Origin of the sequence: Kitasatospora sp. NPDC056800 (assembly GCF_042789775.1) — a bacterium.
Classification (GTDB): Bacteria; Actinomycetota; Actinomycetes; order Streptomycetales; family Streptomycetaceae; genus Kitasatospora.
In genome coordinates this window covers 1-12,507 of the sequence record NZ_JBHUAL010000086.1, presented here as the reverse complement: position 1 = coordinate 12,507, position 12,507 = coordinate 1, and the positions used below count along the sequence as shown (strand labels likewise).

The following is a 12,507-nucleotide window of genomic DNA, read 5'->3' as shown; positions in this document are numbered from 1 at the left end:
AACGACGGGAGTTTGAAGACACGCCCTAACTCCGCACCGACGGGAAGGCGTGCCGGCGGGCGGCGGCGGCCACCGCGAGGACGGGGAGCATCAGCGCGAGCACCGTCCAGGGCAGGGCGCCGGTGCCCAGGCCGCTCAGGACCAGGCCGCCGAGCACGCCGCCGCCCGCCATCGCGGCGTTCCACAGGGTCACCAGGACGGCCTGGGCGGCGTCCGCCCGCTCCCCGCCCGCGTCGCCGAGGGCGGTCTGGAGCAGGGTCGGGGCGCCGCCCCAGCCGAGGCCCCAGAACAGCGCCGCGGCGTACACCAGCGGCGTGCCGCCGGACGCCACCGCGAGGACGGCCGCGGTCACGGCGACCAGCAGCGCGCCGCCGATCGTCAGCCACCGCAGCCGGCGGTGGATGTGGGCGCCGACCAGCCAGACGCTCGCCAGCGAGGCCAGCCCGAAGACCAGCAGCACGGTGCCGGTGGCGCCGCCGAGGCCGGCCCGGTCCAGGAAGGGCGCGATGTAGGTGAACAGGATGGTGTGCGCGAGCACCCAGAGCACCGTCACGGTGAGCACCGGCCGGACGCCGGGCACGGTGAGCGCGTCCCGGACCGGAACGCGCTCGCCGGCCGGCTGCCCGGGCTGGTCCGGCAGCAGCGCCGCGATCCAGCCGATCACGGCGACCGCCAGTGCCGTCATGGCCAGGAAGGGCACCCACCAGGCGAGCACCTGCCCGAGGAAGGTGCCGACCGGCACTCCCAGCGACAGCGCGACGGGCACGCCCGCCATCGCCACCGCCATGGCCCGGCCCTGCTGGTCGACCGGCACCAGCCGGCGCGCGTACCCCGCCAGCAGGGCCCAGGCGAGGCCGGCCGCGACGCCCGCGAGGAAGCGGGCGGCCAGCGTGAGCGGGTAGTTGGTGGAGACCGCGGTGACGGTGTTGGCCACCGCGAAGCCCGCCATCGCGGTGAGCAGCAGCCGCTTGCGGCCCCAGCCGGCGGTGGCCGCGCTGAGCGGGATCGCGGTGACGGCGGAGCCGATCGCGTAGACGGTGACGGTCTGCCCGGCCGCGGACTCGCTGACCCCGAGCGCCTCGCTCATCCCGGGCAGCACCCCGGCGGGCAGGTTCTCGGTGAGACCGGTGACGAAGACGGCGGTGGCCAGGGCGAGCAGGGCGGGGAGCGGGAAGGGCTTGGGGGGTACCGGGGTGGTGAGCTGTGTGGTCGCCATGGGGACCATGCTTGGACCTCACACCGGTGTCAGGTTCAAGCACGGTCCCGCGGGCGGCCGGATCAGCTGATCAGCCGGCCCGGGACTCGGCTGCTCAGCGGCCGAAGTAGCCGTTGAAGTTCTTGGAGAACTCCTGGCCGCCGAACCGGTCCCAGTTGATCGACCAGGTCATCAGCCCGCGCAGGTTCGGCTGCGCGCCCGAACGCGGCACGTAGGTCCCGCAGTTGGCCAGCTTGGTGAGGCAGTCGAGCGCCTTGTTCACCTCGGCCGGGGCGACGTAGCCGTTGCCCGCGTTGGTGGTGGCCGGCATGCCGATGGCGACCTTGGAGGCGGGCAGCGCCGGGAACACGTTGTTCGCGTTGCCCGCCACGGGGAAGCCCTTGAGCAGCATGTCGGTCATCGCGACGTGGAAGTCGGCGCCGCCCATCGAGTGGTACTGGTTGTCCAGGCCCATGATGGAGCCGGAGTTGTAGTCCTGGACGTGCAGCAGGGTGAGGTCGTCGCGCAGCGCGTGGATGACCGGCAGGTACGCCCCGGCGCGCGGGTCCTGGCCGCCCCAGGGGCCGGATCCGTAGTACTGGTAGCCGAGTTGGACGAAGAAGGTCTCCGGCGCCATGGTCAGCACGAAGCCCGGGCCGTACTTGGCCTTGAGGGTCTTCACCGCGGAGATCAGGTTGACGATGACCGGGCTGGTCGGGTTCCTGAAGTCGGTGTCACCGGTGTTGAGGGAGAGCGAGTGGCCCTCGAAGTCGATGTCCAGGCCGTCCAGGCCCCACTTGTCGATGATCGCCGAGACCGAGCTGACGAAGGTGTCCCGGGCGGCGGTGCTGGTCAGCTGGACCTGGCCGTTCTGGCCGCCGATCGAGATCAGCACCTTCTTGCCCTGGGCCCGCTTGGCGGCGATGGCGGCCTTGAACTCGTCGTCCGACTCGACGGTCGGGCACTCGGTGGCCGGGCAGCGGTTGAAGCGGATGTCGCCGGAGGTGACGGAGGTGGGCTCGCCGAAGGACAGGTTGATGAAGTCCCAGGAGTTCGGGACGTCGGCCATCCGGGTGTAGCCGGCGCCGTTGGCGAAGCTGGCGTGCAGGTAGCCGACCAGGGCGTGGCTGCCGGCGGGCGGGCTGGTGGGCGTCCCCGTGGGGGTGCCCGTGGGCGTGCCGGTCGGGGTGCCGGTGGGCGTCCCGGTCGGGGTGCCCGTCGGGGTCGCGGTCGGCGAGGCGGTCGGCGAGGCCGTCCCGGTGGGCGTCGGCGTGGGCGTCGGGCTGGGCGCGCCCGGCCCGTCCAGCGAGATGTCGTCCGCGTAGTAGGTGCCCTGGCCGTACCAGCCGTGGGTGTAGACGGTGGCGCTGGTCTGGGTGGCGCCGGTGGTGAAGCTGAGGCTGAGCTTCTGGTACGAGCCGCCGGTGCCCGGGGTCCAGGTGCTCGGGCCGCCGCCGTCCACGCCCAGGTAGACGTACGAGCCGTTGACGTAGGCGCTGAGCGTGTAGGTGGTGTTCGGGGCGACGGTGACGGTCTGGCCGCACTGGGCGGTGTCGCCGGCCGTGGCGGCCGCGGCGAGCGCTCGACTGCCGCCGTGCACCGGGCTGGTGACGACGCTGCCGGAGTTGCCGGAGCAGCTCCAGGGGCCGAGCGAGCCGGACTCGAAGCCGCCGTTGACCAGGAACTCGCCGGCCGAGGCGGTGGGCGCCAGGCCGAGTGTGACGCCGACCAGCGTGGCCGCGGCGACGGCGGAGGCGGTGCCGGCCGCGATGGTGGCACGGCGTTGTCCGGGAAGGGTTCTGCGCATGCGGGTGCTCCTGCGATGGCGCGGTCGTGGGGGACGTCCGAGGGCACGCCGGAGCACGGGCCAGTGGGGGAACGGCCCGGCCTGGCACCCAAGTTGGACTAGACCACTGAAGTGGATCCGGCCGGGAGGTGTCAATGGTCCAGACCGGTTCGGGCGGCCCCGGCCCACCGGCGCCCGGCCACCCCCGGTTGCCTCCGGTTGCCGGAGGTGACACCCCGTCGAAGGATGGAGGCGTGACCCCGCCCGGCTACCTCCGCCACCCCCACCTGCACGGCGGCCTGCTCACCTTCACCGCCGAGGACGACGTCTGGATCGCCCCGCTGGACGCCGACGGCGGCGGCACCGGCCGGGCCTGGCGGGTCGGCTGCGACCGCACCCGGGTCAGCCACCCCCGCTTCTCCCCCGACGGCACCACCCTCGCCTGGACCAGCTGGCTCGCCCTGACCCCCGAGGTGTGGACCGCCCCGGTCGAGGGCGGCCCGGCGGACCGGCTCAGCTTCTGGGGCAGCCAGGACACCCGGGTGCGCGGCTGGCTGCCGGACGGCGAGGTGCTGGCCGTCACCTCCTACCACGAGCCCTTCGGCCACTACACCTGGGCGCACGCCCTGCCGCCGGACGGCTCCCCCGGCCGCCGGATGCCCTGGGGGCCGGTCGGCGACGCCCAGATGAGCCGCGAGCGGACCGTACTGCTCACCGGCGCCGCCCCGCACGGGCCGGCCGCCTGGAAGCGCTACCGGGGCGGCGCCACCGGCCGGCTCTGGGTGGACGGCGACCGGATCCTGCCCGGGCACACCGGGCACCTCGCCGCACCGATGCCGGTCGGCGGCCCGCTCGGCGACCGGATCGCCTTCCTCTCCGACCACGAGGGCATCGGCAACGTCTACTCCTGCCGCCCGGACGGCACCGACCTGCGCCGGCACACCGACCACGCCTCCTACTACGCCCGCGAGGCCGCCACCGACGGCACCCGGATCGTCTACCAGCACGCCGGCGACCTCTGGCTGCTGGACGACCTGGCCGCCCCCGCCCCGCGCCGGCTGCACGTCCCGCTCGGCGGCGCCCGGGCCGGCCGCCGCCCGTACCAGGTCAGCGCCGCCGGCCAGGTCAAGGACCTCGCCTGCGACCAGACCGGCCGGGCCGGGGTGGTCACCGTGCGCGGCAGCCAGTACTGGCTCACCCACAAGGACGGCCCGGCCCGGGCGCTCGCCGACACCCCCGGGGTGCGCACCCGGCTGCCGGTGGTGCTCGGGCACACCGGCGAGGCGGCCTGGGTCACCGACGCCGAAGGCGCCGACGCGATCGAGGTGGTGCCGCTGCCGGGGCACCCCCGCTCGGAGCAGCACCGCCACCGGGTGCTCGCCGCCGGGCGGATCGGCCGCGTCCTGGAGCTCACCGCCTCCCCCGACGGCAGCCGGCTCGCCGCCACCACCTCGGACGGGCGGCTGCTGCTGGTCTCCGCCGCCGACGGCGGGGTGCGCGAACTGGCCGCCTCCGGCTACGGGCCGGTCACCGGCGCCCGCTTCTCCCCCGACTCGCACTGGACCGCCTGGTCCGAGCCGGTCGCCGGGCGCTCGCTGCGCCGCATCCGGCTCACCCGCGCCGACGCCTCCGCGGCGACCACCGACGTCACCGACGGCCGGTTCGAGGACGAGCAGCCGGTGTTCACCCGGGACGGCCGCTACCTGGCCTTCCTGTCCTGGCGCGGCTTCGACCCGGTCCACGACGTGCACACCGGCGACCTCTCCTTCCCGGTCGGCTGCCGCCCGTACCTCGTCCCGCTCGCCGCCGACACCCCCTCACCGTTCACCGCCCCGCCCGAGGACGGCGCCGCGCACGGCGACGGCGGCGACGGCACCGTCCGGGTCGACCCGGAGGGCATCGGCGAGCGGCTGCTCCAGTTCCCGGTGATCGCCTCCAAGTACTCGGCCACCGACGCGGTGCGCGGCGGCCTGGTCTGGCTGCGCTGGCCGATCTCCGGCACCCTCGGGCAGACCTTCGCCAGCCCGGAGGACACCTCGGGGCGCCCCTCGCTGGAGCACTTCGACCTGGCCCGGGGCACCCGCAGCACGCTGGTCGACAAACTGGACGGCTACGCGGTCTCCGGGGACGGCGGCTCGATCGCGGTGTACTCGGCCGGGACGCTGCGGGTGGTCCCGGTCGCCGCCCCCGCCGCCGGCACCACCGTCGACCTGCGCCGGATCACCCACACCGTGCACCCGGCCGCCGAGTGGCGCCAGGCCTACCACGAGGCGGCCCGGATCGTCCGGGACCAGTTCTGGGACGAGCGGATGTCCGGCCTGGACTGGCCCGCGCTGGTCGCCCAGTACGAGCCGCTGCTGGACCGGGTCTGCTCCCCCGACGACTTCGCCGACCTGCTGCGCGAACTCCTCGGCGAACTCGGCACCTCGCACGCCTACGTCACCCCCTCCCGGCGCGCCGAGGGCCCGGTGCTCGCCCAGCAGCCGCTCGGCCTGCTCGGCGCCAACGCCCACCGCTCCCCCGACGGCCGCTGGCTGGTCGACCGGGTGCTGCCCGGCGAGACCTCCGACCCGCGCGCCCGCGCCCCGCTCGCCGCCCAGGGCGTGCGGGACGGCGACGAGTTCCTGGAGGTCGGCGGCCGCCCGGTGGACCCGCTGCGCGGACCGCTGCCGCTGCTGGCCGGCACCGGCGGCACGACGCTCGAACTGGCCCTGCGCGGCGCCCCGGACGGCCCGGTGCGGCGGATCGTGATCACCCCGCTGGTCGACGAACGGCCCATCCGCTACCAGGACTGGGTGGCCAAACGGCGTTCCCTGGTCCGCGAGTTCAGCGACGGACGGTGCGGCTACCTGCACATCCCGGACCTCGGCGGCTCCGGCTGGGCGCAGTTCAACCGGGACCTGCGGCGCGAACTGGACAAGCCCGCGCTGGTCCTGGACGTCCGCGGCAACGCCGGCGGCAACGTCTCCGAACTCGTCCTGGAGAAGCTCTCCCGGCACGTCCTGGCCTGGGACTTCACCCGGGACCGCCGCCCGGTCCGCTGGCCCCGGCACGCACCGCGCGGACCGCTGGTGGCGCTGGCCGACGAGGCCACCAGCTCCGACGGCGACGTGATCATCGCGGCGATCAAGCTGCTCGGGCTCGGCCCGGTGATCGGCGCCCGCACCTGGGGCGGGGTGGTCGGGATGAGCGGACGGCACACCCTCGGCGACGGCACCCAGATCTCGGTGCCGAAGAACGCCTCCTGGTTCGGCGGCGGGCTCGGCTGGACGGTGGAGAACCGGGGTGTCGAACCGGACGTGCACGTGCTGCGCACCCCGCGCGACTGGGCCCGGGGACGCCACCCGGAGCTGGTCGCCGCCGTCCAGCTGGCCCTGGAGCTGCTGGAGGATGCCCCCGCCGCCGAGCCGCCGTCCGCCGACACCCCCAGGCCGGACCTGCGCCGCCCACCGCTGCCGCCGCGTACGGCCTGAGGTCCGGGCTCAGCCCCAGGGGTCGCCCTCGGCGGTCATGTTCTCGGCGGCGCGCCGGTCGGCCTCCTCCTGGGCGAGCCGTTCCTGCTGCTCCCGGGTGCGCTCGATGTCGTCGCCGTACGCGTCGGCGGCCTCGTCGTGGGCGAGGGCGGCCCGCTGGGCGGACTCCTGCCCGGCGGACTCGTGCTGCGGCCGGTGGAACAACCTGTCGAAGATGCCCATGGCTCCTCCTCCGGGGGGAACGACGGAATGCCGGGCTGTCCCCCACTCTCACACCGGGCACGGACGGGCGCACCTTGAGCCTTTGGTCCCTGGTGAACGCGCCCAAGGGCCGTAGCCGGGAGCCGCCGGACGGGCGGAGGGTGGTGGCCGTCGGCGACATCCACGCCACCCCCTGGAGCCCGCAGTGACCGTCGTACACCCCGGAAGCCCCGCCCGGCGCACCGCCGAGGACCAGCACGACGGACCGCGCCGGCGGGTCGGCCCGCTGGCCGCCCTGGACGGCCGGCTGCCCGGCGCCCACGACCTGCTGCTGATGCAGTGCCCCAGCTCGCTGCGGCCCCTCGCGGGCGGCGAACTGCCGGACTGGGCACGGGCCGTGCTGCGGGCGCACCCCTGGGTGACGGTCGGCCGGGCGCCCGCCGTGGTCGGCAACCCGGTGGACCTGCCGCACCCCCAGCGCTGCACCCGCGACCCGGAGGCCGCGCCCGAGCTGTGGTTCCCGGTGACCGTGCGCGGCCCGCGCCCCGGCCAACGGCTGGACGCCCTGGCCCCCTGGGCGGCGGTGGCCCGGACCCTGCGGCCCGAACAGCTCCCCGACCGGCGCGGGCACCTGGCCCCCGAACGGCTCGCCGGCATCCCGGCCCTGGCCCTGCTGCCCGAGGTCGGCCGGCTGGTCGCGGACCACCGGCTGCCCTGGGGCCCGATCGGCGCGGTCGGCTACGAGCTGGGCAGCGGCGTGCCGGTGGCCGGGCCGATGAGCCCGCTGCGGCTGGTGCTGCGCGCGCCGCAGCCGATCAGCCGGCGGGACGCCCTGCAGCTGCGGCGGGCCCTGACCAAGCTGCCGGTGCCCGTGCAGGCCGAGCTGGAGACCCGGCACGGCTCGGTGCAGCTCGCCGAGTACGCCTCCGGCGCGCTCGGCCTCACCCTGCTGACCCCGGACGGGCCCCGGGAGGTCCACGACCCGTGGTTCCCCCGGGGCCCGTTCGCCTGACGGGCCCGGACCACCCCCGAGAGAAGTCCTCGAAAGAATCCCGGGCCCGATGTCAATCCCGCCGGGTCCGCTCCGACGTCCCGGTGTGCGGCACCCCGCCGCACGATCACGGGACAGGAGCCCCAGTCATGAACCAACTGCTCAGAGTCATGAACTTCAACGTCTCCGCTGACGGCGTCGCGGCCGGCGAGCACCAGAGCTTCGAGCTGCCGTTCGGCCTCGACCGCCCCGAGCGGCTCTTCTCCTGGGCCGGGGCCACCGCGAGCTGGCCGATGCGCACCGACCCCGGCGGCAGCCGGGGCCTGGACGACTACTTCACCCGGGACTTCGACCGCAACATCGGCGCCGAGATCATGGGGCGCAACAAGTTCGGGCCCCAGCGCGGCCCGTGGCAGGACCACGAGTGGCTCGGCTGGTGGGGTGCCGAGCCCCCGTTCCGTACGCCGGTGTTCGTCATGACCCACCACACCCGGCCCTCGTTCACGCTCTCCGACACCACCTTCCACTTCGTCGACGGCGACCCGGCCACCGTCCTCAAGCAGGCCCGGGAGGCCGCCGACGGCAAGGACGTCCGCCTCGGCGGCGGGGTCACCACCATCCGCCAGTTCCTCGACGCCGACCTCGTGGACACCCTGCACATCGCGGTCTCCCCGCTGGAACTCGGCACCGGGCTGAAGCTCTGGGAGTCCCCCGACGAGCTGCTCGACCGGTTCCACCTGGAGGTCGTGCCCAGCCCGAGCGGCGTGGCGCACCACCTGTTCTGGCGGCGGTGACACGGTGGCCCCACTTCTCGGCGGAGGAGTGGGGCCCCGTTCGGCGCGGTGGGAACGACGGTCAGCCGGTGATGCTCGCCGCACCCGTCTCCAGGTGGCCGGTGAAGCGCTGGGACCAGGTGCTGTCCGCATCCACCGTCACGGTGAAGTCGTACCAGCCGTTGCTGTACGCCACGGCGTTGAAGAAGTCGCTGACGCTGCCGCCGGCCGGGACCTGGTACGTCCAGGGGCCGTCGGTGCGGTAGTTGTTGGACGCGATCGTGAACGTGATCGGGGTGCTGCCGGAGTTGGCGAGCTTGAAGTAGAGCGCGAGCTTGCCGGTGCCCGGCTCGACCGCGTAGGAGGCGGTGACGGCGGCGTTCTTGCCCGCCTTCGTCGCGTCGCCCTTGAAGCGGCGCAGGAAGCGGTTGGGGCCGACCACCGTGAGGTCGTACGGGCCGCCGCCGAAGTTGGTGCCGCAGTTGAAGAAGTCGCTGGTGCTGCCGCCCGGGTCCACCGTGTACTGCCAGGGACCGCCGCCGCGGTAGGCGTTGGCGTAGGCCGCGAAGTGGGCGGACTTGGTGGCGGCGGCGCCCCCGTTGTCCATCGCGATCCAGACCTTCATCACCCCGCCGGAGCCGAACTCCAGGTGGTCCAGGTTGGCGTTCGGCTGGTACGGCAGGGCGCGCGCCGGGCGGGTGCCGGACTCCTGCACCGGGAGCTGGTTGTTCACCGGGGCCGGGTTGGGCAGCGGGCCGCAGGCGGACAGGCCGATGGTCTGCGAGGTGTCGGGCAGCGCGGGCAGGCCGTAGACCGGGTTGGCGAAGTCGAACACGCTGGTGAGGTCGCCGCAGACGCGGCGGCGCCAGTCGCTGATGTTCGGGCAGGTGGCGGGCTTGCCGAGGGCGGCGGTCCAGGTCTCCAGGAAGCGCAGCACCGAGGTGTGGTCGAAGGTCTCGGAGTTGACCCAGCCGCCGCGGGTCCAGGGCGAGACGGCGATGAGCGGGACGCGGAAGCCGAGGCCGATGTTGGTGCCGTTGTAGAACTCGCCCGGGGTGCCGGCCGGGGCGGCGGGCGGCGGGACGTGGTCGAAGAAGCCGTCGTTCTCGTCGTAGTTGATGAACAGGACGGACGAGTCGAAGACGTTCGGGTCCGCGTTGAGCGCGTCGATCACCATGTGGACGAAGTGCGCGCCGTCCACCGGGGTGGCGTACGGGTGCTCGGAGGAGGCCTGGTCGGGGACGATCCAGCTCACCTGCGGCAGCGTCCCGGCCAGGACGTCGGCCTTGATGGCGGCGGCGATGTCGTCCGGGGTCCGCCCGGTGACCTTGGGCACCGAGCCCATGCCCTTGACGGCCAGCGGGCTGCCGGCCTGGGCGCCCGTGAAGTTCGTGAAGTACGCCAGGGCGTTGTCGCCGTAGTTGTCGGCGGCGTTCTGGTAGACCTTCCAGCTGACGCCGGCGCTCTCCAGCGCCTCGGCGTAGGTCTGCCAGCGCAGGCCCTTCTCGTCGCCGCCGTCGTAGGCCGGGCCGCCCGCGGTGCCGGCCGGGTCGATCTGGCCGGACCAGTGGTAGGTGCGGTTGGGGCCGGTCGCGCTGAGCACGGAGCAGTGGTAGGCGTCGCAGATGGTCCAGTTCTCGGCCAGGGCGTAGTGGAACGGGATGTCCTGGCGGGTGAGGAAGCCGAGCGTGCGGACGTTGCCCTTGGCGGCGACCCAGGAGTCCATCTTGCCGCCGTTCCAGGCCTTGTGCTGGTCACCCCATCCGTGGCTGAGGTCCCCGTTGCACTGGGCGAGGCGCTCCGGGTCCGCTCCGCCGGCCGGCTTGGTCTGGCTGAACTGCCACGGGTACTGGCGGGCGAGCAGGCCGTTCGGCTGGTTGAAGACGCTGTAGCCGCCGGAGATCTGGATGGCGCTGCGGTCGGCGAAGCCGCGCACGCCGCGCAGCGTGCCGAAGTAGTGGTCGAAGCTGCGGTTCTCCTGCATCAGGATCACCACGTGCCGGGCGTCGGTGATGGTGCCGGTCGCGCTGAGCGCGGCGGTGGAAGCGGGAGCCGCGCCACTTCCCTGGGCGGCGCCCGCGGGCCCCGCGGCTCCGGTGCCGGCCACGGCGAGGCCTGCCGCGGCGGCGCCGGACAGCGTGACGAACTTCCTACGACTCAACTCGGCCATCAGACCGGTCCGTCCCTTCGCTGGCGATGTTGTGTGCACAAGTCGGGGCCATCGATCGCGGAGAAGTCTCCACCTCGGCCCGACCGGCCCACCAGGTGCCGACGGCAGGTTTGGCGGACTGTTCGCCCGGGCGTCACCGAGCGACGCCCGGCTGAACGCGCGGAGGGGCTCAGGTGCTCAGCGGTCCTTGACCTCGATCCCCAGCGCGTGGGCGAACTGGGGGGCCAGCTCCATCAGTTGGAGCGAGCTGATGACCGCCCCGCGCAGCCCCTGGTGGCCGTCGACCAGACCGAGCCGGACGGCGCCCCGCAGGTCCGTCCGGCTCAGCGTGGCGCCGCGCAGCCGGACCTCCTCCAGCGTGGAGCCGGGGAAGGACACCCCGGTCAGCTTCGCCTCGCCGAAGTCCACGTCGCGCAGCAGGCAGTCCTCGAAGACGACGTCCCGCAGGACGGCCGAGCGCAGGTTGACCGCCTCCAGCTTGCAGCCCCGGAACACCACCCGGCGCAGCGCCGAGCCGTACCCGGCGACCCCGGCGAGCACGCCGCCGACGAAGGAGCTGTCCTGCCACTCGGAGTCGCTCAGGTCGCAGGCGACCCAGCGGCCGGCCTGCACCCACACCTCGTTGAACCTTGCCTGGCGCAGCTTGACCCCGCTGAGCGCGACACCGGTGAAGGCGCACTCCAGGAAGGCCGCCCCGGCGCCCGACTCGTCGGTGTGCTCGCCGCCGTCGAAGTGCGCGGTGTCGTACCGCTCGTCGGCGCGCAGCGGCCCGGTGTGCGGGCGCAGCAGCTCGGCGTACGGGAGGTCGGCGAGCCGGTCGGGGGCGGAACGGGGCATGGCGATGGCTCCTGGCGGTCGGGGCGTACGGGTCTCGGCCGCATGCTCGCACGCGGCACCGACAACGCCGGGGAGCGACGAGGCCCCGGACCGGATCGCACCCGGGAACCGACGAGGCCCCGGACCGGCCGCGCCGAGGCGGCCGGTCCGGGGTTCACCGTCCGGGGTTCACTGCTCGGGGTTCAGCGCCCGGGTCAGCCGCGCGCCCAGAGCGAGTTGACGCGGCTGCGCTCGGTGGTGTTCGGGTACGGGTTGGTGCAGGAGGTGCCGGGGCCGCCACCCGACATCAGCTCGCTGCACGGGCCGGAGTAGTGGTCCGGCAGGCCGAGCACGTGGCCGGTCTCGTGCGCCACCACGCGCACCGAGCTGTACTGCTGGTTCTGCTGGTAGTCGAGGAAGACGTAGCCGCGCCCGTGGCCGTCGGTGCTGGCGTAGGAGCCGCGGCTGTCGTTGCCCTCGTAGTAGCGGAAGTCGGCGGCCGAACCGGACTGCAGCTTGACGTTGGCGACCGAGCCGTTCCAGATCTGCGCGGCCTGGGATATCTGGTTGCGGAAGGAGGGGGCGGAGCTGGCGTCGTAGGTGACGGTGACGCTCGCCAGGCCCGGGTTGGCGGCCTGCTTGGCCTTGGCCGAGGCCATCACGGCCTGGAAGAAGGCCTGGTTGTTCGCCGCCTCCGCGGCCGAACCGGCGTACGTCGTGGCGGTGTAGCCCTGCACGGCCGGGGCGGTCGGCGTCGCGGCCGCGGCGGCGGTGGTGGGCAGCACGGCGAGGCCGGCCGCGAGGGCGAGGCCGAGGGTGGCGGACAGCACGGATCGCTTCATGTGGGGGCTCCGATTCCTGAGGTGACGTGGCCGGTTGGGGGCCGGCCGGGGGGAACACCTGGTCAACGGGTGGTGTCCCCAGAGCTTCGGGCAACCCGGCGCGTGCGCGGATGATGCCAACCCGCGATAGCACCGTTCAATACCCCTGCTATGGAGTCGATTTGAGCTGTCTTTTCCTCGCCTTGACTCAATCGTGCCCCTGGCATTCCGTTCCGGCGGCGGCTAGGCTCCGGTCCGGGGAAGTACCCGGGGTGGCGGGC

The 12,507-nt window shown here is 74.0% G+C and carries 9 protein-coding genes; 3 read left to right on the top strand and 6 right to left on the bottom strand.

Features of this window, described 5'->3' with window-relative positions; genetic code table 11:
* Positions 1–25 precede the first annotated feature (25 nt).
* Both ACFRQN_RS19990 and ACFRQN_RS19985 read right to left on the bottom strand, forming a co-directional pair.
* Positions 26–1,216, bottom strand: coding sequence for an MFS transporter (locus ACFRQN_RS19990; protein WP_380741406.1), 1,191 nt, complete (start codon positions 1,214–1,216; stop codon positions 26–28).
* Positions 1,217–1,310: 94 nt separating this feature from the next.
* Complete coding sequence (locus ACFRQN_RS19985; protein WP_117487880.1) at positions 1,311–3,002, bottom strand: chitinase; 1,692 nt, start codon at positions 3,000–3,002, stop codon at positions 1,311–1,313.
* Positions 3,003–3,136: 134 nt separating this feature from the next.
* Between ACFRQN_RS19985 and ACFRQN_RS19980 the strand changes: the two genes are divergently transcribed.
* Positions 3,137–6,454, top strand: a complete 3,318-nt coding sequence (locus ACFRQN_RS19980; protein WP_380741405.1) for a S41 family peptidase — start codon at positions 3,137–3,139, stop codon at positions 6,452–6,454.
* Positions 6,455–6,463: 9 nt separating this feature from the next.
* Here ACFRQN_RS19980 and ACFRQN_RS19975 read toward each other — a convergent pair whose 3' ends face one another.
* A complete protein-coding gene (locus ACFRQN_RS19975; RefSeq protein WP_380741404.1) occupies positions 6,464–6,676 on the bottom strand; it encodes a hypothetical protein in 213 nt (70 codons plus the stop codon).
* Between the two features lie 184 nt (positions 6,677–6,860).
* Here ACFRQN_RS19975 and ACFRQN_RS19970 point away from each other — a divergent pair, with 184 nt between their 5' ends.
* Positions 6,861–7,667 carry a phosphoribosyl-dephospho-CoA transferase MdcG domain-containing protein gene (locus ACFRQN_RS19970; RefSeq protein WP_117487882.1) on the top strand — a complete coding sequence of 269 codons (807 nt, stop codon included), beginning with the start codon at positions 6,861–6,863 and terminating at the stop codon, positions 7,665–7,667.
* A gap of 128 nt (positions 7,668–7,795) precedes the next feature.
* A complete protein-coding gene (locus ACFRQN_RS19965; protein ID WP_380741403.1) occupies positions 7,796–8,440 on the top strand; it encodes a dihydrofolate reductase family protein in 645 nt (214 codons plus the stop codon).
* A gap of 61 nt (positions 8,441–8,501) precedes the next feature.
* On the opposite strand, the gene ACFRQN_RS19960 is transcribed toward ACFRQN_RS19965, so the two are convergent.
* The 3 genes from ACFRQN_RS19960 to snpA all read right to left on the bottom strand — a co-directional run bounded on the left by ACFRQN_RS19960 (position 8,502) and on the right by snpA (position 12,247).
* Positions 8,502–10,589 carry a phosphocholine-specific phospholipase C gene (locus ACFRQN_RS19960; RefSeq protein ID WP_380741402.1) on the bottom strand — a complete coding sequence of 696 codons (2,088 nt, stop codon included), beginning with the start codon at positions 10,587–10,589 and terminating at the stop codon, positions 8,502–8,504.
* A 177-nt stretch (positions 10,590–10,766) separates the two neighbouring features.
* Complete coding sequence (locus ACFRQN_RS19955) at positions 10,767–11,426, bottom strand: pentapeptide repeat-containing protein (RefSeq protein ID WP_049652227.1); 660 nt, start codon at positions 11,424–11,426, stop codon at positions 10,767–10,769.
* A 194-nt stretch (positions 11,427–11,620) separates the two neighbouring features.
* Positions 11,621–12,247, bottom strand: a complete 627-nt coding sequence (gene snpA / locus ACFRQN_RS19950) for a snapalysin (protein WP_049652228.1) — start codon at positions 12,245–12,247, stop codon at positions 11,621–11,623.
* Positions 12,248–12,507 lie beyond the last annotated feature (260 nt).

Bases quoted from the DNA above. Each gene is read 5' to 3' on its own strand.
- ACFRQN_RS19990 (WP_380741406.1), bottom strand. From the start codon at position 1,216: ATGGCGACCACACAGCTCACCACCCCGGTACCCCCCAAGCCCTTCCCG.
- ACFRQN_RS19985 (WP_117487880.1), bottom strand. From the start codon at position 3,002: ATGCGCAGAACCCTTCCCGGACAACGCCGTGCCACCATCGCGGCCGGC.
- ACFRQN_RS19980 (WP_380741405.1), top strand. From the start codon at position 3,137: ATGGTCCAGACCGGTTCGGGCGGCCCCGGCCCACCGGCGCCCGGCCAC.
- ACFRQN_RS19975 (WP_380741404.1), bottom strand. From the start codon at position 6,676: ATGGGCATCTTCGACAGGTTGTTCCACCGGCCGCAGCACGAGTCCGCC.
- ACFRQN_RS19965 (WP_380741403.1), top strand. From the start codon at position 7,796: ATGAACCAACTGCTCAGAGTCATGAACTTCAACGTCTCCGCTGACGGC.
- ACFRQN_RS19960 (WP_380741402.1), bottom strand. From the start codon at position 10,589: ATGGCCGAGTTGAGTCGTAGGAAGTTCGTCACGCTGTCCGGCGCCGCC.
- ACFRQN_RS19955 (WP_049652227.1), bottom strand. From the start codon at position 11,426: ATGCCCCGTTCCGCCCCCGACCGGCTCGCCGACCTCCCGTACGCCGAG.
- snpA (WP_049652228.1), bottom strand. From the start codon at position 12,247: ATGAAGCGATCCGTGCTGTCCGCCACCCTCGGCCTCGCCCTCGCGGCC.